Raw genomic sequence first — 20,649 nt, forward strand, 5'->3', positions numbered from 1 at the left:
TTTACAAAGAGGGGTTTCTGAGCAGTTCCCGCGGCTTGGATCCCTGGGCGGGTCCCACAACGCCGTTGTGTTCCATCAATTCCACCAGCCGGGCCGCCCGGTTGTAGCCTATCTTGAGGCGGCGCTGGATATAGCTGGCGCTGGCCTTTTGTTGCTGCATCACAATTTCCAGGGCTTTTTCGTAGAGGGGATCATCCCCGCTGTCAAAAAGGGAGGGGCCAAGATCGTCATCCTCATCGTCGATGAAGATCTCGTCGTCGATATAGTCGGGCTCGCCCAGGCCTTTAACATAGTCCACCACCCGCTCCACCTCTTCTTCGGAGACAAAGGCCCCCTGGATGCGGATGGGGAAGGGGTCCACCACGCCGGCGTAGAGCATATCGCCCTTGCCCAACAGTTTTTCTGCGCCCACCAGGTCGATGATGATACGGCTGTCCATTTTACTAGCCACCATAAAGGCGATACGGCTGGGGATATTGGCCTTGATAAGGCCGGTGATTACGTCGATGGAGGGGCGCTGGGTGGCTAATACCAGGTGGATTCCCACGGCGCGGCTCATGGCGGCCAGGCGGGCCACGGTGTTTTCCAGTTCCTTCCCGGTGGTGGCCATGAGGTCGGCAAACTCGTCGATCACCACCACGATATAGGGCATGTGCTCCGCCGCCATATTCCGCTCTTTGATACGCCGGTTGTAGCTCCGTATGTCCCGGACGCCCATGGAATCCAGGCAGGCGTAGCGCCGTTCCATTTCGTAGATACAGTACTGCAGTGCCTGGAAAGCTTTTTTCGGCTCGGTGATCACCGGGGTTAAAAGGTGGGGGATGTCGTTGTAGAGTTTTAGCTCCACGATCTTCGGGTCTATCAGGATGAGCCGGCAGTCCGCGGGGGAACGCTGGTACAATATAGAAAGAATCATGGCGTTAACGCAGACCGATTTTCCCGAGCCCGTAGCTCCGGCGATAAGCAGGTGGGGCATCTGTACGAGATCCACGGTCTGGGCTTCCCCGGATATGTCCTTCCCCAGGATCACGGGGATCTCCATCTTCTTTCCCTCGTGGTCCTTTTCCCGGCGCAGTTCACCCTCGATGATCTCCCGGAGGGACACGATGTTCCGCTTGGCGTTGGGTACCTCAATACCCACGGCGTGCTTGCCGGGGATGGGGGCCACGATACGGATGGACGATGCGGCGAGCCGCAGGGCGATATTGTCCCCAAGGTTTACGATCTTGGAGAGCTTTACCCCCGGCGCAGGAAGTATGTCGAACATGGTGATCACCGGCCCCTTGCTTATGCCCGTAACCTCCGCCTGTATCTTAAATTCCTCCAGGGTTCCCTTCAGGGTTACCGCCGCAGCCCTGGTGGCGTCGTCGATGATCCAGTACTGGCCGTCGGGGTACTGGTTAAGTATCCCCTCCACGGGCACCTTGTATGCGCCCCGGCGTTTCGCTTTCGGCGCTTTCCCCTTAGGCTGGGTATAGGGCAGCTCTGACTCGTCTTCCGCCCCGGAAACGGCGCCCGGCACTATCCCCGGGGGGATGTCGTCAAACTCCGCTTCGTCATCAGCTTCGTTATCGTCATCGGATTCACCAGCCTCGATATCAGATTCATCGGCATCATCATCGATATCGGATTCATCGGATCCAATATCATCCTCAAAGTCCCCGGATTCAAAAAAGGGATCCAGTCCGATCTTGTCGATAGAAGGCAGATCCGACTCAGGGTCAGGCTGATATTCCTGTTCCGCCGGTATCGGCTCCGGCAGGGATAAGGGCCGCGGAGGTTTCTCCGGGGGCTTTTTTGGTTTTTGTTCGTACTTGATAGCTTCAGGGCCGGGGAAAAAGAGGGAGGTCAGGGCCATGATCAGGAAACTTTCTATCACCGTCATGAGGATGATGATCAGGCTAAAACCGATGCGGCCGGTTTTTGCGAGAAAATCCCATTCCAGGGAACGGACATTAAAGTCCCGCAGAAAGGCGAAACCTATGGCCAGGGTTAAAAAGGGAAAGGTAGTGCCGGTAAGGATGAAAATCCGGTCCGGCCGGAAATGGGGGTCCGCCAGAATCACGGCGGCAATCAGCAGGTAGAGGGGAATCGCAAAGGACAGAATACCGTAGGCGCGTACCAGAAAATCCCCGGGGCCCTGGGCAAGATCGGGCTTATTGAGCAGCGCCCCGGTTATGGAGATCCCCAGAAGCGCCGCAAGAAGCCCAAGGACAAGGGCGGCAAAAAGCGAAGCAACCCGGAAGCGGAAATCGGGACGGGCAAAAAAGACCTTCACTATTCTCAGGGGTCAAACCTATTCAATGGCACGGGCCGATTTCCTCCATTTGTGGTGATTCGAGACGTATGTCCTATCTATAGATATCGGCAATAACTTCTTCCATCGTCATACCATAATACAGATATCCGTAGGCAGCGGCGGCGGCCAGGACTTTCCGGGCGTATTCCCGGGTTTCGTTGTATTCAATGGTTTCCAGGAATAGGTCCCCGGGCAGTTTCGGCTCGGCGTTACGCCAACGGCGGATCCGGCCTATGCCGCCGTTATAGGCCAGCAGGGCAAGCATGGGGCTTTCGGTACGGTCCATGAGGTAGCGGAGGTACACCGCCCCCAGGTGAATGTTTGCCGCCGGGTCCTCCAGGTGTATCTCCCCGTCCTCGGCGTAATCGGGGCCCCCCTGTCGGCTAATCCGGCCCGCCATGTCCTTGGCGGTGGCGGACATGAGCTGGGTCAGCCCCACTGCTCCGGCTGAGGAATGAATTTCCGGGACAAAGGCGCTTTCGGTACGGATAAGCCCAAAGAGGAGCTCCGGGGGGATATCCGCATCCCGGGCATGGCTCTCCGCCAAATCCCCAAAGGCGCGGGGATAGTAGAGCTCCATATCCCGCCGGTTCATCCCATAATGCTCCCGGTCCGTATAGAAGGAAACCACCCGTATGGATTCACCCCAGCGTTCCGCCTTGGCAAAGGCGGCGGCCAGGGTCCGCAGTTCTTCGGGGCTGAACCTTTCCGCATCAGTTTGCAGATAGGTAAAGGCAAGGTGAGCGGCGCCGTACTCAAAAAAGCCAAGAAGGAATTCCAAGTCATCGGACGTAGCATTGGATCCCTGGTCTACAGCGCTTTGGTCCGACAGCCCGGGCACGGTATTCACCCCCAGCCGGGAAGCGGCCATGGCCCGGTAATAAAAGGAAGCGTTCCCCTGGTTCAGGGCGATTCGGAAGTACTCCTCCGCAGACTTGGGAGCGTCGGGCATAAGGCCTTCGGAGACGGCCCGGCCCAGGATATAGGCGTATTTTGCGATACTTCCCCCGTCGGAGCGGTTTTCGAGAAGGGCAAATACCTCCGCAAGGGTGTTCCAGCGGCGCTTAACCACAAGATACCGGGCCAGGCGATCCAGGATGTCGGAAAAATAGCCGTCCTGATTCCACCTGGGCAGCCACCGGCTTATAAGGGAGGCGGTTTCCCCGGGCTGTTCCTGAAGACTCATGCTGAGGATATACCAGATACAGACATCAGCCTGAAGCGGATCGGCGGCATAGTCCATGGCCTGGGCAAAATAGTCCGACCCCTGGGAATAATGGCCCAGTTGGCGCTGGATTCTACCCATATAGTAGAGAATGCGGTACCGTAACTCCGGGATGTCCAGGTCCTTACGCTTATTCCAGTCCAGGAACAGATCCATCCCCTCGGCCGGGGCGGAGCCGTACAGAAATGCCCGGCCCAGATCCCCCAGCAAAGCGGGGTACTGAACGAAAAGCCCCTCCTCCAGTTCCAGGGTCTTCCGGAAATGGACCAGCCCCTCACCGTAGGCCAAGCGGCTTATGGAAAAATGACCCGCCACTGCCTCTACCCGGGCGGAACCTATCGCATCCACAAGCCGGTCGCCTATTTCTCCCAGAGCCCAATGCTGCGCAAGGGCAGCTTCCCCGGAAGCCTCGGAGTTTTGGTTTAGCAAAAAATCTGATAACGCTTCGGAATCTCCGGAGCCCGATTTGAAGGCAGAGAGGAGGATGAAGGCGCGGTCCCAGGCTTCGAGATTAGCCGTATCTCTATACAGGGTAACAAGTTCTGCAAAGCGGCCCAGGCGGTAGAGGCAGGCGGCCCTGAGGGTCAGAATAGCCGGCTGGGCTTTTAGCCGTACCTTGGATTCCAGGCGATCCAGGAAAGAACGGACCGAAACGGCGTCCCACTCCAGGATGAACCGCAGCAGTTCCCGGGCAGCTTCCCGCTGGACCCTCCCCTTCCCGTCCAGCGCCGCCTCGAACAGCGCCGCTTCCTGTACGGGAAACTTCGTTGCAAGCAGCGCATCGGTCTCCGTATCCTGGGCCTTAAGCAATAACCCGGCGTAATAGGGCGCTGAAACGTGGATACGGGCAAGCTCCCCCATCGTGTCCGGGGGACTATCAAGGATGAAGGTGATATCCCCATTCCGCAGTTTTTGCGCCGCCTCGTCCCGGTTTATACCCAAAACTGTGTTATCGGCGCCACATGATACGAGACCAAAGAAGGAGACGATGATAATAGATAAAAACCGGGGTGACAATGAACCCTTAATTTCTTGGAGGAATCCTGATGGTGGTTCCTGAAATAATACGATCCGGATTCCGAATATTATTAAACCGAGCGATACGGGGATACAACCAGGGATTGCGATAGAATGCCTCCGAAATATCCCATAGTGTATCACCCCAGCGTATTTTATAGGGCGCTCCATTTCTGGGAATTGTCTGGGGAACCTTATACGAAGCTACCGGCGCCGGGGTTCGGGTCCGGGCAGCCCGGGGTGCTGCTCCGGGGGCTGCAGCTTTGGGCTGCTGCTGGGAAGCGGAGATAACCGGTACCGCCGGGGCTGGGCTTGCCGGGGCCGGGCTTGCCGGGGGCGGAGGCGTGGTTTGCTCCGCCGGAGCGGGCGTTACCGCAGGGGTAGAAGGCGCCGGGGTTTGCACTGCTGGGGCGGACGCTACCGGAGCAGGTTTCGCCGCCGGGGTGGGCTCTGGGGGCACCGAAACCGCCGTACGGCTCCGGCCGCCGGTCCGAATCGCTATGCCCGTATTGTTAAAGAAGAAAAAATAGACCACACCGCAGACCACCAGGAGAAGTACAACGGCAACTGCCGCCAAACCCCAGGGAACGCTCTTTTTTTCACCATTGTTGTGTAGGGAAGATGCTTTATCATAGAGCCCCCGGGGAGGATGTTCGCTGGAATCCAGTTCAAATTCGGGAATTTCCTCGTCCATCCCATCTTCTTCCATAGAAGTAAGGGAAACACTCAGGTGCTGTTTTTCGCCGTTTACGGAGGTATCCAGGTCCACGGCGTCCGCGGAAATTTCCCCCGCAGCGTTAGAAGCGAGAACCATCTCTATGGAGGGCTCCCCCTTGGGCCGGGGTTTTAGATTCTCCACCACAAGGCTACCGACATACAGGGCATCGGCCATGGTCTTGGCAAAACTATTGTAGAGATCTATCTGAACACTCTTCTGATTATCATGAACGGTGGTAAGAATAAGCCGTTTTTTGATCGATGAATTTTCCTCCATAATGGGATAAAACTCACCATTTGCGACCTTAATACCAATAGTTGACGCCATTGGTTTTGCTCCTTTAAAGAGAAAAAACTCTTACCTAGACTTTAGTCGTGGTTATTACCATTGTCAACCGTTTTAATAGGAGGATAAGGTCCGCGCGGGGAACTCCGTTGCAAGTCACGGGAAATCTTGAAGAATGTTGATTTTTTACCGATACTGTCATCATGGGTGGATTCATTCCTATTCTGGCCGCTGTGGTGGTGCTTATCCTCGGTGTTTTCATTGCCATAACGATTATGGGTCGTTCTAAAGGTATAGGAGACGACGGCAGCGGAAAGAAATCAAAGGGCAGGGATGCCATCTTAAAGGATGTCAATAAACGCCTAGCCCAAAATCCCCATGATCTCCAGGCCCTGACAGCCCTGGGGAACCTGTATTACAAAGAAGAAGCCTGGGATGACGCCTATAAGACCTATGAGATACTGATGGAAATTGCCCCGGGACACCAGGATGCCAATCTATTTGAAATAAACCTCCATTACGGAATTTCCGCCCTGAAAAAGGGCTTGCAGAATGAGGCTTACAAGGGTCTTTCCGCCGCCCGAGCCCTTAAGCAGGATAATTTTGAGGTCAACTTTAACCTGGGGGTTCTGGAATTCCAGAAAAAGAGTTACGAGAAGGCCATACAACTGCTCCAGCAAGCCCGGACCCAGGATCCGGAAAACCCGGCCGCCCTGCGCTACCTGGGACATGCCTTTTTTAAGCTTAAAAAATACCGGGAAGCCATGAATTTTATCCGCAAGGCCATCGAAATTGCCCCGGATGATAAGGAATCCCTCTATACTTTGGCGGAATGTTACTACGATGCGAACCAGGTTGATCAGGCCCTGAAGATTTTCAGCCACCTGCGGCCCGACCCGGTGATGGGTCCCAAGGCCAGCCTCTTTGCGGGGACCATTAACATGAACCAGCACCAGGAAGAGAAGGCCATCCTGGACTTTGAGATTGGGCTGAAACATCAGAGTATCAAACCGGATGTTTTACTGGAATTAAAGTACCGTCTGGCTACCCTGTTTCTTAAGCGGCAGGAAATCGGTAAGGCCCTGGTCCACCTTAAGGATATTCAGAGTATCAACGCTTCCTATAAGGATGTGAACATCCTCATCGGAAAATACCAGGAACTCAACGCAAACAAAAACCTGCAGATCTTCCTCATGGCCCCATCGGCGGATTTTGTCGCACTCTGCAGGAAGGTGGTGATGAGTTTTTATACCAAGGCCAAAACAAAGATCACCAATATTGCGGTAAATAAGAACGAATGGGCGGATATTCTTGCGGATGTTGACACCTCTAAGTGGTCCGACACGGTGATGTTCCGTTTTATCAGAACCCCGGGCTCCATCGGGGAACTTATCATGCGGGATTTCCACTCCCACCTCAAGGATGCAAAGGCCGGCAAGGGTATCTGTATCACCGTGGGGACCTTTTCCGATGAGGCCAAACGATTTACCGAAGCCCGGCTCATCGACCTTATCGAGAAGGACCGGCTCTCTGCGATACTGAACAATGTGGATGCCAAAGCCGCTGCCGCAGCTCCGGCAAAAAAGAAATAAGCTTCCCTTAATACAAAAGTTTTTCCCCAATTTGGTCGATATCTGTAGGTATGATGAATACGAATAGCGCCAATTGGAGTTCTCATTTAATACGGTTCTTCCCCGGGCTGGGTATTGTCCTTTCCCTGCTTACATCCTGCGCCACCCCTCCACCACCCCCTCCCCCGCCGCTGGTGGAGGAAATTGTCAATGACGATGTCTGGACCCTGCTGGAAAACGGCGAATTCGGCGCCGCTCAAAAGTTTTTTGTGGGACAGACCCGGATCGATTCTACGGATCTCAAGGGCCGCACCCCACTGCATATCGCAGCGGAAGCCCGGAACCCGGAAATGACGGCCTTCTTTATTGCCCAGGGCGCTAAAGTAGATTTACTGGACCGTGAAAATCATACTCCCCTTTCTGTGGCCGTGGAGAAACGGGACAGCGCAAGCGCCCGTCTGCTCATTGAAGCCGGCGCCAATATTCATCATCCCCAGCCGAAGCGGCAAACCCCTGCGGTGGCGTCCATCGCCATAGGGGGCGATTTCCTGAAAACAGTATTGACCCCCACCTCACTTAAGGCGGTGGATACCAACGGCAGAACCATGCTGCACCTGGCGGCCATAGCGGGAAATGCATCCTCCGTAGAGATCATCATTGATGCGGAGAGTAATCTTAAAACTGCGGATAAGGACGGAAAAACCGCCCTGGACCTTGCCTTAGAAGAGGTAAACTCTAAAGACCATTTTGATGTGGCGGAAAAACTCATCCTGGCGGGCGCTTTCTCGGAGAACCCCATCTATAACCACCTTGCCCCGGCGGTACGGGCCTCAAACTACAACACCCGTATCGGTGACGGCATTGCTCCCCTGCACTTTGCTGCGGGAGAAGGCTATACCGGGATGGCCCAATACCTCCTGGATAAAAATGTAGATATCAATGTTAAGAACGCTGCGGGAACCACCCCCCTCCACGAAGCGGCCCGATCGGGAAATCTTATCATCATGGATCTCCTCCTCCAGCGGGGTGCGGATGTAAACGCCCAGGATGCCAAGGGAAATACCCCCATGCACATCGGGACCCCCCTGGCAAGCCACATGGGAGCCCTGTCCATGCTCCTCCTCAACGGGGCGGACCCGAATCTTCGGGATGAGCACGGCGAATCTCCCCTGCATATATTGATATCCCTGAACCGGACGCCGGAAACAATCGAAACGATTTTAAAAGGCGGAGCGGATGTATCCATCAGAAACGTTGAAGGAAAGACCCCGCTTTACCTTGCGGTCCAGGAAAACCGCGTTGACAGTATTGGTATCCTCCTCAAGTATAAGTCGGATCTCTTTGCGGCGGATAACGAAGGTGTTACCCCCTTTGAATTAGCCCTGCGGGACAACAGCCCGGTGCTGCCCGCCCTGATTACCGAAGAAACGGTGCTTCAAAGCGACAGTACCGGGAACACCGCCCTGCATATCGGGGTGAAGGTCCACGCGGATACGGACATCCTGGCCATCATTCTGGATAGAAAAGCCCTGGTCAATGCCCGGAATAAGGCGGGGGATACCAGCCTTCATATAGCGGTTAGGGAAGATCTGCAGGAAGCAGGAGAACTGCTTATTGCCCGGGGAGCGGATATCTTTGCCAATAACGCGAACGGGGAAAGTCCCCTCTACCTGAGCTTCCCTGAAAAAATACCCCCGGGGAAAGTCCGGGAGTGGATACTCAATTCCACCACCGTCCGGGCCCGGGATGGGGCGGGGAATTCGATACTCCACTATGCCGCCCAGTGGAAACTGGACACCCATATCCCCCTGATCGTGCAGAAGGGTGTAAACCCCGATGTCCCCAACGCCATGGGGGAACCGCCCCTGTTTATGGCGGTTAAGGTAGATTCCCGCAACACCGTTCTCGCCCTGCTTGCGGCGGGGGCCCATATTGAAACCCGGGATTTCCAGGGAAACAGCTGTCTCCACGCAGCGGTACGGTGGAATGCGGTGAATGCGGCCCAGACGCTTATCAGTAAAGCTGCGAACGTCAACGCCCATGCCCTGAACGGGAAGACCCCCCTCCACGATTCCATACGCTGGGGCATAATCCAGATGGAAACCCTGCTCATCAGCAACGGTGCGGACCTGGAAGTCCGTGATACCGAAGGGAACACCCCCTTCATGGAAGCGATACTCGCCGGCTACCGCGCATCGGCGGAACGGCTTGCCGAAATTGGGGCGGACCCCAATACCCGGAACAACCGGGGAGATACTCCCCTGCATATTGCCGCCGCCCAGGACCGGGTCGACATGGTCACCCTCCTCCTCGGCTGGGGCGCCAAGATCCACGCAAAAAATATTATGGAGAAGACCCCCTTCCAGGTCGCCCTGGCAACTTCCCCCCGGATGGTTTCCGCCCTGCTCACCAGGGAATGGATCGGTGTGCCGGATGACAACGGCCACTCGCCCCTGCATATCGCCATCCTGTCAAACGCTTCGGTGGAAATACTAAAAACCATCATTGATATGGGTGGGCGGGTTTCGGCCATTGACGCCGACGGGAAGACCCCCCTCAGGCTGGCCCTGGAAAAAGATAAGTGGGACCAGGCCAAACTCCTGGCCGATGCGGGGTCCAACGTCTTTACCGTGGCCGGTGACGGGAAGAGCCCCGCAGAAATCGCCATTACCAAAGGACGGGAAGCAATAAACGCCACCTTTAGCGGCAGGGCTATCGCCGCCCGGGACCCCACGGGAAACACCATTCTGCACTACGCCGCCCACACGGGTACACCGGATCTGGTTTCCCTGCTCATCGATCTGGGGGCGAATAAAACTATCAGGAATATTTCCTCCGAAAGCCCGGGGGATGTGGCGCTGAAATGGCGTCGGTCGGATATCGCAGCGTTACTGAATAGTTAGGGTTTGAGGAAACCACGGGAGCCGGACGCTCGCACGCTTGTAGAGGCTTTTTGCCGGGAATTAACGGACTTACCAAGGGCAGCGTTGTCCTTCTGGATCGGAGTAACAAAATTGTTTTTTCAGGGGATGCCTGTAACAGCAATACTCTTTTACGCCGGTCGGTATAGCCCCTGCCCTCATCATGCGGTATACTTACCCCTGAGGAGATTACAATGAAACAGATTTTTCTAACCCATGCGAAATACCTTCAGGATAAGGACAAGAAAATTGTTGCACTGCTGGACACGCTTTCCAATGATGACCGGGAAAAGGACCGGGGAGGCTACTACAAGAGCCTTTCCGAGCTTTTCCGGCACATAGCCGGGGCCCAGGGCATCTTCCTGGGGGCCCTGCAATCATCCCTGCCCGCTGACTACAAGGCGAAATCGCTGTCCCTGCCTGATGCCAAAGCGCTTCCCGAGGGTGTGTTAACCGAAACCCAGTGGAAGGAAATCAAGGCTTTCAGCGAAAGGGCAAACCAGGCGCTGGTCGATATTCTTAACTCCCTCAGTGATGGGGATCTGAAAATTCAGACCAAGTGGTTCACCGGCGACATGGTTCCCCTGTCCTACGTGCTGAGCCAGCTCCTGGTACATACGGTGCATCACCAGGGAGCGATATCCCAGATACTGGATGAGATGAAGATCGACAACGACTTCTCCGGTATAAGCGCACGGTTTTTGTAAGACCAAGGGCGCCAAAGCGGAAATCGCCACTGTCCTGGCCTTTATCTTCGGCGTTTTGTTCACCCCCCGCGCTTGGTGTACCGTCTGCCCCATGGGCTTCACCACCGGGAATATACGGGCGCTGCTGGATAAGGCCGGAAAACAACACCCTCCCCGCTAATACCCTATAGTTCCGGTATACGACTTGACGAGTAATATAAAAAGGATTACTTTATGAGGGGAGGTAGAATATGTTGGTAGTCGTGAAAATGCCCCCTACTGAGTTTATCATGCAGGGCGCTATTCCGGAAAAATATCTTTCCCTTTTAAAAAGCGATTTTGGTTCCAATGCGGTTATTGAGGAAGATGACGAAAATAAGCTGGTTCCGGTAACCGAAATGGACTGGTATAAAGAAATGAAGGCTGAAGAAACACCGGGGGATACCCTGCGTTTTTACCGGAGGCTGCACAAGATGACCCAGCCGGACTTGGCGGAAAAATTAGGGGTATCCAAACAAAAGATTTCAAACATGGAACATAATTTAAAACCGATTAGCCGTAAAACGGCGTATCAACTTTCTGAAATTTTTGGTATCAAACCCGGACGCTTTATTTAGAAAAAACGCTTGACATTATACTTACCGTTCGGTATACTAGACTTATGGATGAGATTCAGAATACCAGGGAACATTTGATGGATACCGCTCTCGCTCTTTTTGCCCTTCGGGGATACGAAGCGGCGGGGGTCCAGGAGATTGTTACCCAGGCGGGGATTACTAAGCCCACGCTGTACTATTACTTTGGGAGCAAACAGGGGCTGCTGGAGGCTATTGTGACGGATTATGGCGCCGCACTTTTGGAAAGTACCCGAAACGCGGCGGCATACAACCATGATCTGGTTATGAACCTGACCGGTATTTTCCGGCTTACCATCAAATTTGCCGGGGACAAGCCGGATTTTTACCGCCTGATGATGAGCCTCTTTTCCGCACCCCCGGAAACCGAAGCTTTTTCTGCGGGGAAGGAACTTCGGCGGAACCTGGCGGGGGCCCTGGAAGAACTTTTTAGCGCCGCTGCTAAGGATCACGGTAATATGAAGGGACGGCAGAAGATCTACGCGGAAACGTTTATGGGTCTGCTGGAAACCTTTTCGGTTCTCACCATTAATAACGAAATCAAGCTGACTGATCATCTCAGTTTCAGAATAGTTCACCAGTATATGCACGGAATTTTTTCATAGGAGTTTTAGTATGGACGAAAACATGGTTTTTTGTGATTCTTATATACCTAACGGTAGGTATATTAATGGTCTAAAAATGACGGACAGGGTTTTTTATCATATCTACCCTCTGGGCTTTTGCGGTGCGCCGGAACGGAACGATTTTTCCTGCTCCGCCGGAGGGGGACTGCTATCTATCACGGATCAGATTCCCCGGCTGCTGGATCTGGGGGTGAATGCCCTCTACCTGGGACCGGTCTTTGAATCCACCGCCCACGGGTATGATACCCTGGACTACTACCACGTGGACCGCAGGATCGGCAATAACGCTGCGCTGCGCCTCCTGGTCGAGCGCTTCCACGAGGCGGGGATCGCAGTAGTTCTGGATGCGGTGTTTAACCACACGGGGCGGCACTTCTTCGCCTTTAAGGATCTGCAAGCCCGGGGGAGCGCCTCGGCGTACCGGGACTGGTTTGCCAATATTGATTTCAGCCGCCCCAGTCCGGCGGGGGATTCCTTTAGCTATGAGGGGTGGAGTGGGTGTTACGACTTAGTAAAACTAAACGGCCATAACCGGGAGGTACGGGATCATCTTTTAAACGCAGCGGAATATTGGATTAGGGAATTCGATATTGACGGCCTCAGGCTGGACGCGGCGGATCTCCTGCTCCCGGACTTTTTGGATGAGCTTTCTGCGCGGAGCAAAAAGCTGAAGCCCGGTTTCTGGCTTATGGGCGAGGTGGTAGCCGGAGATTACACCCGGTGGACCGGCGGCGGCAGCAGCGGTGTTACGCCCGGAACCCGGCTCGACTCGGTGACCAACTACGAACTCTACAAGAGTCTCTGGTCCAGCTTTAACGATAAAAATTTCTACGAGCTTTCCTGGACCCTGAACCGCCAGTTCGGTCCCGAGGGCAGTTTCCAACGCATCCCGCTCTACAGTTTTGCTGATAACCACGATGTAAACCGCATTGCCAGCGTGGTTAAAAACAAGGCGCACCTCTTTCCCCTCTACGGTCTCCTCTTTACCCTGCCGGGGATACCCTCCGTTTATTACGGCAGCGAGTACGGCATACCCGGCGAGCGCTTCCCCAACAGCGACAGCCCCCTCCGGCCGGCCTGGGATTCACCGGCAATGCGAAAAGCCCTGGAAAACGCCGGGGCGGATGACCTGGAAAGAAGTATCGCCGGGTTTATCCGGCTCAGGAAAAACTACGCGGCCCTGCGGGGAGGTTCCTTTCGGGAACTGAGCAAGACCCACGAACAGTACACCTTTATGCGGGAAGACGGGGATGAGCGTATCCTTGTGGTGGTAAATGCGGCGGAGGAAAGGGCTGCCATCCATATGCCTCCGGAGGTATTGGGGAACGCCGGGCGCGGCCGGTGGCGGGATCTTTTGAGCGGGGAGGAATTTACCGCTTCGGGAATGGGCATGGATATTCCGGTCCATCCATCATGGATCCGGATTCTTGCGGAGGACCTTCTCCTGGGATGACCCGCCTTTTATAGCGATTCCCTGGAGGTATCAAATCCAAGCGGTAAACAATAATAAGCCACAGGATGTACTAAATAGTATTTCTGCGTACCGCAACAAAACGAAGGGTGATGTTTATTCCAGAGAAGGAGATATATACGTATTCGTTTATATAGCAGTGATGGAGGTTTAGGTGTATTGCGTATAAAAATACGTTAATTGCAATTTTTTTGTCCAACATTATCGTCGCAGGCGCCCTCCATGACGCCTGAAATTTCTAAATTTTTGTAAAATAATAAAGTAAAGAATTATGCCAAGCGGCTACACTGCTAATTGGAATAATAGGAAAAGTAAGCGACTAACGCCGCCTATCTATCCAATTGAATGGCAGGTGATTTTTCCATCACCTACAATAATTTACTAAGAACTATTTCGTACATAATCGGCTAAACAGTATATAATACCACTAATACAATAACAAAGAACATCCAAACACTAAATATTCAAGCATTTCTTTGTCTCTTTTAGTTCAAACAATGTTGACTACTTTAAACAATGACAGCAATATTGTTCCGATAACGATAAAAAATACTAACCTTTTCATAAAATCCTCCTTTTATAGCAATGGGCTACGCCCGCTGCCTTTCAGCCGTCGATTTTCGTAAAATCCCTCAATTTTCCGAAAAACTGTAAACACATTGGGATCATAACATACTTATAATGTAATCTTCAAGCTTCCCTATGGTTAACAAAGAGAAGCTTTTAGAATACATTCTATGGATTTGAACGGTTTATTTGTTCGCAATATGAAAAAATGGCGTAAAAACCGGGGAATTTCTCAAAAAACGCTGGCGGAACGGTGCAAAGCGGCTCATACCTATATCCGACAGATCGAAAGTGGGAGCAGAACCCCCTCTTTTGCCTTTATTGTGAAGCTCGCCGGAGCCTTGGACATCGATGCCTACCTGCTTTTTTACGACGAAACGGCGGCAAAGGGCAAAAACCCCTCCCATATGGAGCATTTAGAGGCGATCAAGTCAGAAATTCTCGCTCAAGTGGCCTCTGGAATAGATACTGTTATCGACGAAGCACAAAAATAGGGTGAATTGTACCGTGTCCGCTAAAAATCCTAGCCCAAAACTAGTAAATTTTGCTTGTAATTGGTAAATTATGGAACGCAATTTGCAAATTAGAGGCTAGGATCTAGGATTTAGAATCTTTGGGACAAAATACCCCAATTTCGTCTATTGAAGATGTTCAAGTAAACCATTATATTACAAGACAGTAACGGTTTAGGAGGATACTATGCTGGCATTTCAAGGTTATTTTCAGGCAGGGCGGTTTGTAACCGATACCCCTGTTCAAATCCCCGAAAGAAAGAAAACCATCGTCACGGTATTAGATGAGAATGTGGACGAAGACAGGGAAGGGAAGGCGTATCAAATGTTATGGGCCGAAATAATAGATGAAATAGAAAACTCCGATGAAGTGCTTGAAGGTGAGCCGGAACGTTTACACTTCAGAAGTCCCGAAGAAACAGAAGTCCTATGACATATGCCCTTGATACTAATATTATTTCCTATTTTCTCAAAAAAGATGCAACGATTGTCGCACGGATGCGACTGGAAAATAGTAAAGAAACCAAATTTGTAATTCCCCCAACTGTTTATTTTGAAATCAATAATTGGCTCTTGAGAAATAATTCAAAAAACAAAATGGCGATATTTGAGAAAATGTATTTGGCTCAAGGCGTTGGTGCTATTGACAAAGCTGTTTTGGACATTGCTTCAACGGTAAAAATGAAAATGCAAAACCATGGCAAGGGCATTAGTGATGACGATTTGTTTATTGCGGCCTATTGTTTGAAACATAACTTGCCTCTTGTTACCAATAATACAGATCATTTTATAAATGTAGAAAGTTTAGAAATTCTAAATTGGGTTGAATAGATAGTGTTTTAATAATGGTATAAAAAATTAAATTATAAAATAAGCGCATTAATGCAACGGCTTGAAAAATATATAAGTTCAAAAAGCAAATTGTATAGTACACAATATAGGCAAATGTTGTATGGCCGAGAGGATGAAATATGCGATATAGGGGAGGTAATAAGGGAAAAATAGTCGTTATAAAGATGACCCGCTTGACTATTTCAACAAAGTCACTATATTTATTAAATAGTTAGCAGTAATAGTGTTTTTGAACATCATTAAGAGGAAGAAGCCGACCACAAAAGGAGTTTTTCAGCAGTCTCAACCAGGATTGTTTACGGTTCGGAGCTGTCTGGAAAGTATTTTTCAGGCAACCCCACGGCTGACAAAAAGCACCATTTTATCCAATTTTTATAGAAAAAAGACTTGCAGAATTTACCCCCAACGGCTATAATATTCCCATGCTTCAGACAAAAGTAGGCATAAAAGTAGACTTCGCACAACGGCTCACGAGGCCGTTGGTATCGGCGTTAATTCCGTAAGGATAACGATAAAAAACATATTTATGATTAGTTTACAAATGGTCAAAAATAAAACAATTTGCAATATTTTGGTATTTGCCGTTTTTCTCGCTTTATTTTCATCCTGCGGAGACTATAAAACATGGGAATATGCGGTAGTGGAGATTATTGTATTGATAAATACCGGGGAAATGAATAATGAAGCCACAAAAAGTGACTGACACCCTTTTCCGAAGATATGTTTAGTAAGGACAATGAATAGATGATTATAGCAGATACTATTCGTGATAGATATATTCGAGAGTATACCCAAGAAAAATTCAGATTAGAGTCTGATTTTAAGGAGGACGAACAAAGACGAACCGACTACCACGGACGAGAACTGTTAGAGCTGCTTCAGAACGTAGATGATGCTGCTGTAAAAGCAGATATCCAGAATGCAGATGTCCTGCTAGAGTATAAAAACAACATATTTACTGTGGCGAACAATGGTACACAATTCACAGCAGAAACTATCGAAAGATTGTGTCATGGTGCTGCAAGCAATAAAACTGATGACTTCATCGGGAATAAGGGGACAGGTTTTCGTTCTTTACTTAATTGGGGGAGGCAAATAGAAATTCATTCCGGTGAGTTTCATATTGGTTTTTCTCAAAATTATGCTAATTCAGAATTTGAAAAAATTCTATCCGGATGTGCAATATTACAAGAACAGAAAAAAAATGTACCAAATCTATCAATGCCGGTTTTGCATTGTCCGTTTGAAGTGAATTCTTTAAATAACAAATATGATACTACTATTCAAATTATTACGGATGACTCGTTGCAAAATGATGAGCAGAATATATTGAAACAGCTACAAAGATTTGATCATAAAACCTTGTTATTTTTACCAAATATTATGCAAATAATAATAAAAACAGATGAATATACAAAGATAATTAGGAAAGCACCTAAGGAGAATGAAGAAATTGAAATCTATGTGGATGAGACTATTGAAAAATACTTATATTTCAAGAATCCCGACGAACCGCAGATTGATACTGGTAAAAATGAAAAACGAAAGATAAGAACGGCAATTGCCATTGCTCTTGATGAATGGGATTATTCTGATGAGACGATGTATTGTTTTTTCCCCATAAGAAGTTTTTCAACACCGCTAAATATGCTTATGCACGCAACATTTGAATTGAATGCTAATCGCGATGATATTCCTCCGAATGAAACGAATAGATCGGTTTTTGAGCATCTTTTAAAATTTGCCGTATCTATTGCAGAAAATACTCTTACCCATAAAGGCGATAATTTATTGGCTATTAAAACACTCACGCCTAGTAATATGAAGAATAGTTTGTGGGATAGCAGTAGATTTAATCGTTTTGACTTTTATTTGAAATTGCTTAAAAATTGCAAATTTATTCCAACAGTTAATGACGATTTTGTTTCAATGTCTAACGAGCCAAAACTTATAGCATCCAATTTTCCTGATTCTTTTACAGGAAAATATTTTGCTAATTTACTAAAACAAATGCCATCACAAGAAAATGGTGAACTATTGCGACAATTAGCCAAATACCATGGTATTGATTTGGAGTATAAAGAAGATGAATTATCTACAATGATTTCTGAAGCGCAAAAACAATGGTCAATTTCGGAACGAGTAGAAGCATTTATTTGGTGGTGCAAAGAATATAAATCAGATATCTTACCTAACTTAATGCTAAATCAGAAAAAGAAGTATGTAAAAGTAAATGAGAGCATTTATTTTGTTGGAAGAAAGCGGGAATTAAATATACCGGATTGGACAAAAGTGAATCAGCTTAACAGAAGTTATGAAATTGAATTAATAAAACAATTGAAAGAAAATAGCATCATAAAAAAAGAGCTGAATGAAGAACCTAAATCAAAAATTGAACGTATAATCCAGCGTCATTCAGGATCACAATATAATAGTTTAATTCCACAAGTAAAATTTCTAGATACCGATGCTTCTCAGATAATATCTCCAATAAATACATCAGTAGGAGATGATAATACTAATTCGGTTAAATTTGTTGTATGGCTATGGGAGAATTACTCTAAAAAACTTGATTGGACACCACCTCCTGATGTAAGATTTAATTTGCCCAGCAAAAAAGGGACGGTAGAAAGATCTAGTTCGCTGTATTTTGATAATGATTATGATAATCAATTGGGTGATAAACTTTTTATTGGCGGTGAATTTGCTGCTTTTCCAAATATTAAAACATTTTCAATTTCAGAAAATGAAAAATTTGATTTCCAAAATTTTATTATTAAATTAGGTGTTAAAAAGTTTCCGGAATTAGTGATGCGCGAAGTTAAAAATCAGAAATTTAGGAGTTATTTCACCGATGAAGTTTTGGCAGAAAAACTACCCGGTAATGAAAATAAAGAGCGTGTATCTGAACTAAATAATATCGAATTCAATACTATAAATAGATTAGAAAAAATACTTGAGGATCTTTCATTAAGAGAAATTATAGCATGGATAAAATCAGATTCTGAATTACAAGATGAGCTTGACTTGAAACATTCAGGCAGCGTTAATTTTAAATACATAGCTAAAATAGAAAGCTACCGATCAAGGAATTATACCGACTACCAACATAGCTATATTAAATTTATCTTTGAAAACACAAAGTGGTTTGAAATAAATAAACAAAAATATTCTCCTAATCAATGTGTGTATGCTTATCCAGGAATTAATATTTCCGGAGTGGTTCCGACAGTGACAAATCAACAGATTAAAGATTTAGCAAATCAATTAAACATTACGCAGAAAGAATTAAAAGATTTCTTAACAAAGATAGGTGTAAAGGATAAAATAACTGATTTAGAATCACGTTATTTCTACGAAGTGTTACTTAAACTCCCGGAGCATGATCAAAGTGGTCAAATCTCTGAAAAAATATATCGTGAGATTATAGATTTTGAAAATAATCCATTTGATGAGTCGGACAATAAGGCAAAATTCGTCAATTTAGGTCAAGTATTCACTAAGAACCACAGCGGTAAGGGCTATCATATAGTATCTGATTCTTATTTCAGTAATAGTATTCAAGTAAATGTTGGAAATTACCATATTATGGAAACACCATCGAGGAAAGCCCGCTTTGAGATATTTAATAGTATTTTCGGCGTGAAAAAATTTGAAGAAAAATATGAAGTAATACAAAGTAGTATTCAAACCCATCCGGAAAACAACAAATTCCAAGCAGATTTTAGGGATTTCAAAATTTATGTCAAGCCTTGGGGAGAGAAAAATGTAAGATTAAAAGAAAGATTAGATAATTTAAAAGTTCAAATTGTTTCAAATATTACTCTAACCGACGGCGGTACTCAGCAGGATATATCGACTGATTATACGCCAATAAAAGGTAAGGCACAATGGTTTATATATTTGCACCATTCCAGCTCGTTTGACCAATGGAAGAATTCGGAATGCATGAAAGAAATAATAGCTCAAGTTGCAAACACTCCTAATAATGAATTTTTAAATCAAATTCGTGAGCTATATCGAACTCCGGAAAAAAGGTCAGATATTGTGCGGGAAACATTCGGCATAGTTAATGTTATAAATGAAATATCAAAGAATCAAATACGTGTAGAATTGGCAGAGGCTCTAAATATTGATTATGAATCTATCGAGTTGATCGATATTGATTTCATTAATTTTAATTCAATAGATAATTCAGAATCATTGATAAAATTATTAAATTCGCATAATAGTAATATTAAAACAATTACCAGCGCCGGCTTTGGGTATTCAATTGATCTTAAACCATTTTGGGTTAAAAAAATTAGGGACTATTTATCTACTGAGGAAGAGAATTATAAAAATAAATTATACGCTGAATATCTACAGTTAACACAAGGTTGTCATGAAAACTTTTTAAATGACTTTAATAAATTTAAATATTTTATGCCTGAAACTGATGAAATTGGCAATGATATTGAATTTAATGTTGAATCTTATTTAAATGATAAGTTCCCGATTAATAAAAAAAATGCGAAACAAAATAATGCAAGTAATGTCTATAATAATAATTTCAATAAACTCAATGCTATTATATCGAAAAATGAATTTTTAGATTTTATAGATGAAAATATCGATTTAAAATCAATGATTTACTTTTTAAATGTGGAATATGAAGAAATCATCAAACAGCGATTCGAAAAAACCCTAAGCGATTCAGAAATAGAAGCTAGAAGTCCAGTGATACCTGATGACGAAAGTACGCAGATTACATTGTCTAATAGTAAGCTTAAACCAGTTGCACCACAAGAGAATGCTGCTAACCATAATCATGGCCGACCGCATACAAGATCATCAATTGAAAAGAGCGATAATTCAAAGTCAAAAAATGGCAAGGATGCCGAGCGGGTAGTTTGGAAGAAATTAAAAGAAATCTATTCGTCATTGCGTTGGACATCTGAAAATTCCGATATACCAGCAGAAAGAAACAATTCTTCAATATACGATATGGAGTATTTGAATAATGGCAAAAAATATTTTGTGGAAGTAAAAGCAAGTTCGAAGGAATTTTTTATGTCATTTTCAGAATTTAATTTTGCTAAAGAAAATACGGAAGTTTATGAACTATATTTCGTCGATATTAATGCCAAAAGGATAGATGGACCTCATAAAATCGAAGAACTTGAAGGGTCTAAAATTGCTACTCAATATAAATTCTCCTATGAAATTGACGAATAATTATTTAAACACATTTTTCTGTACACTACATTAATAGAGGCAATTTT

At 47.4% G+C, this 20,649-nt stretch carries 14 protein-coding genes; 11 read left to right on the top strand and 3 right to left on the bottom strand.

All coding sequences use genetic code 11. From position 1 onward, the window contains the following. Position 1: 1 nt before the first annotated feature. From TPRIMZ1_RS0101115 to TPRIMZ1_RS0101125, 3 genes are all read right to left on the bottom strand, one after another. Complete coding sequence (locus TPRIMZ1_RS0101115; RefSeq protein WP_010253489.1) at positions 2–2,278, bottom strand: DNA translocase FtsK; 2,277 nt, start codon at positions 2,276–2,278, stop codon at positions 2–4. 73 nt (positions 2,279–2,351) lie between these two features. After that, a complete protein-coding gene (locus TPRIMZ1_RS0101120; protein WP_232616716.1) occupies positions 2,352–4,541 on the bottom strand; it encodes a flagellar assembly lytic transglycosylase in 2,190 nt (729 codons plus the stop codon). Positions 4,542–4,548: 7 nt separating this feature from the next. Continuing rightward, complete coding sequence (locus tag TPRIMZ1_RS0101125) at positions 4,549–5,586, bottom strand: Hsp70 family protein (RefSeq protein ID WP_010253495.1); 1,038 nt, start codon at positions 5,584–5,586, stop codon at positions 4,549–4,551. A gap of 161 nt (positions 5,587–5,747) precedes the next feature. Here TPRIMZ1_RS0101125 and TPRIMZ1_RS18175 point away from each other — a divergent pair, with 161 nt between their 5' ends. The 11 genes from TPRIMZ1_RS18175 (at position 5,748) to TPRIMZ1_RS0101180 (ending at position 20,602) form a co-directional block, all read left to right on the top strand. Beyond that, positions 5,748–7,136 (top strand): tetratricopeptide repeat protein, encoded by a 1,389-nt coding sequence (locus TPRIMZ1_RS18175; protein ID WP_010253498.1) that lies wholly within the window; start codon positions 5,748–5,750, stop codon positions 7,134–7,136. 50 nt (positions 7,137–7,186) lie between these two features. Beyond that, entirely contained in the window at positions 7,187–10,018 is a 2,832-nt protein-coding gene (locus tag TPRIMZ1_RS0101135; protein WP_232616717.1) for an ankyrin repeat domain-containing protein, read from the top strand. Positions 10,019–10,230: 212 nt separating this feature from the next. Then, positions 10,231–10,743: a DinB family protein gene (locus TPRIMZ1_RS0101140; protein WP_010253504.1), complete on the top strand. Its 513-nt coding sequence runs from the start codon at positions 10,231–10,233 to the stop codon at positions 10,741–10,743. A gap of 34 nt (positions 10,744–10,777) precedes the next feature. Then, positions 10,778–10,903 (top strand): hypothetical protein, encoded by a 126-nt coding sequence (locus TPRIMZ1_RS20800; RefSeq protein WP_269775806.1) that lies wholly within the window; start codon positions 10,778–10,780, stop codon positions 10,901–10,903. 70 nt (positions 10,904–10,973) lie between these two features. Then, on the top strand, positions 10,974–11,339 hold the full coding sequence (locus TPRIMZ1_RS0101145; protein WP_010253507.1) for a helix-turn-helix domain-containing protein: 366 nt from the start codon (positions 10,974–10,976) through the stop codon (positions 11,337–11,339). A gap of 44 nt (positions 11,340–11,383) precedes the next feature. Then, positions 11,384–11,962: a TetR/AcrR family transcriptional regulator gene (locus TPRIMZ1_RS0101150; RefSeq protein ID WP_010253510.1), complete on the top strand. Its 579-nt coding sequence runs from the start codon at positions 11,384–11,386 to the stop codon at positions 11,960–11,962. 76 nt (positions 11,963–12,038) lie between these two features. Further along, the gene (locus TPRIMZ1_RS0101155; RefSeq protein WP_232616719.1) at positions 12,039–13,436 is read left to right on the top strand and encodes an alpha-amylase family glycosyl hydrolase; all 1,398 of its coding nucleotides are present in this window, start codon (positions 12,039–12,041) and stop codon (positions 13,434–13,436) included. Between the two features lie 755 nt (positions 13,437–14,191). Beyond that, entirely contained in the window at positions 14,192–14,515 is a 324-nt protein-coding gene (locus TPRIMZ1_RS19595; protein WP_010253516.1) for a helix-turn-helix domain-containing protein, read from the top strand. Positions 14,516–14,720: 205 nt separating this feature from the next. Continuing rightward, a complete protein-coding gene (locus TPRIMZ1_RS0101165) occupies positions 14,721–14,966 on the top strand; it encodes a hypothetical protein (protein WP_010253519.1) in 246 nt (81 codons plus the stop codon). Then, positions 14,963–15,364, top strand: a complete 402-nt coding sequence (locus TPRIMZ1_RS0101170) for a PIN domain-containing protein (protein WP_010253522.1) — start codon at positions 14,963–14,965, stop codon at positions 15,362–15,364. The genes TPRIMZ1_RS0101165 and TPRIMZ1_RS0101170 overlap by 4 nt, the downstream gene beginning before the upstream one ends. 765 nt (positions 15,365–16,129) lie before the next feature. Beyond that, the gene (locus TPRIMZ1_RS0101180) at positions 16,130–20,602 is read left to right on the top strand and encodes a sacsin N-terminal ATP-binding-like domain-containing protein (protein WP_010253524.1); all 4,473 of its coding nucleotides are present in this window, start codon (positions 16,130–16,132) and stop codon (positions 20,600–20,602) included. Positions 20,603–20,649 lie beyond the last annotated feature (47 nt).

The sequence above is a fragment of the Treponema primitia ZAS-1 genome (assembly GCF_000297095.1).
Classification (GTDB): Bacteria; Spirochaetota; Spirochaetia; order Treponematales; family Breznakiellaceae; genus Termitinema; species Termitinema primitia_A.

Bases quoted from the DNA above. Each gene is read 5' to 3' on its own strand.
- TPRIMZ1_RS0101125 (WP_010253495.1), bottom strand. From the start codon at position 5,586: ATGGCGTCAACTATTGGTATTAAGGTCGCAAATGGTGAGTTTTATCCC.
- TPRIMZ1_RS18175 (WP_010253498.1), top strand. From the start codon at position 5,748: ATGGGTGGATTCATTCCTATTCTGGCCGCTGTGGTGGTGCTTATCCTC.
- TPRIMZ1_RS0101135 (WP_232616717.1), top strand. From the start codon at position 7,187: ATGATGAATACGAATAGCGCCAATTGGAGTTCTCATTTAATACGGTTC.
- TPRIMZ1_RS0101140 (WP_010253504.1), top strand. From the start codon at position 10,231: ATGAAACAGATTTTTCTAACCCATGCGAAATACCTTCAGGATAAGGAC.
- TPRIMZ1_RS0101145 (WP_010253507.1), top strand. From the start codon at position 10,974: ATGTTGGTAGTCGTGAAAATGCCCCCTACTGAGTTTATCATGCAGGGC.
- TPRIMZ1_RS0101150 (WP_010253510.1), top strand. From the start codon at position 11,384: ATGGATGAGATTCAGAATACCAGGGAACATTTGATGGATACCGCTCTC.
- TPRIMZ1_RS0101155 (WP_232616719.1), top strand. From the start codon at position 12,039: ATGACGGACAGGGTTTTTTATCATATCTACCCTCTGGGCTTTTGCGGT.
- TPRIMZ1_RS19595 (WP_010253516.1), top strand. From the start codon at position 14,192: ATGGATTTGAACGGTTTATTTGTTCGCAATATGAAAAAATGGCGTAAA.
- TPRIMZ1_RS0101165 (WP_010253519.1), top strand. From the start codon at position 14,721: ATGCTGGCATTTCAAGGTTATTTTCAGGCAGGGCGGTTTGTAACCGAT.
- TPRIMZ1_RS0101170 (WP_010253522.1), top strand. From the start codon at position 14,963: ATGACATATGCCCTTGATACTAATATTATTTCCTATTTTCTCAAAAAA.
- TPRIMZ1_RS0101180 (WP_010253524.1), top strand. From the start codon at position 16,130: ATGATTATAGCAGATACTATTCGTGATAGATATATTCGAGAGTATACC.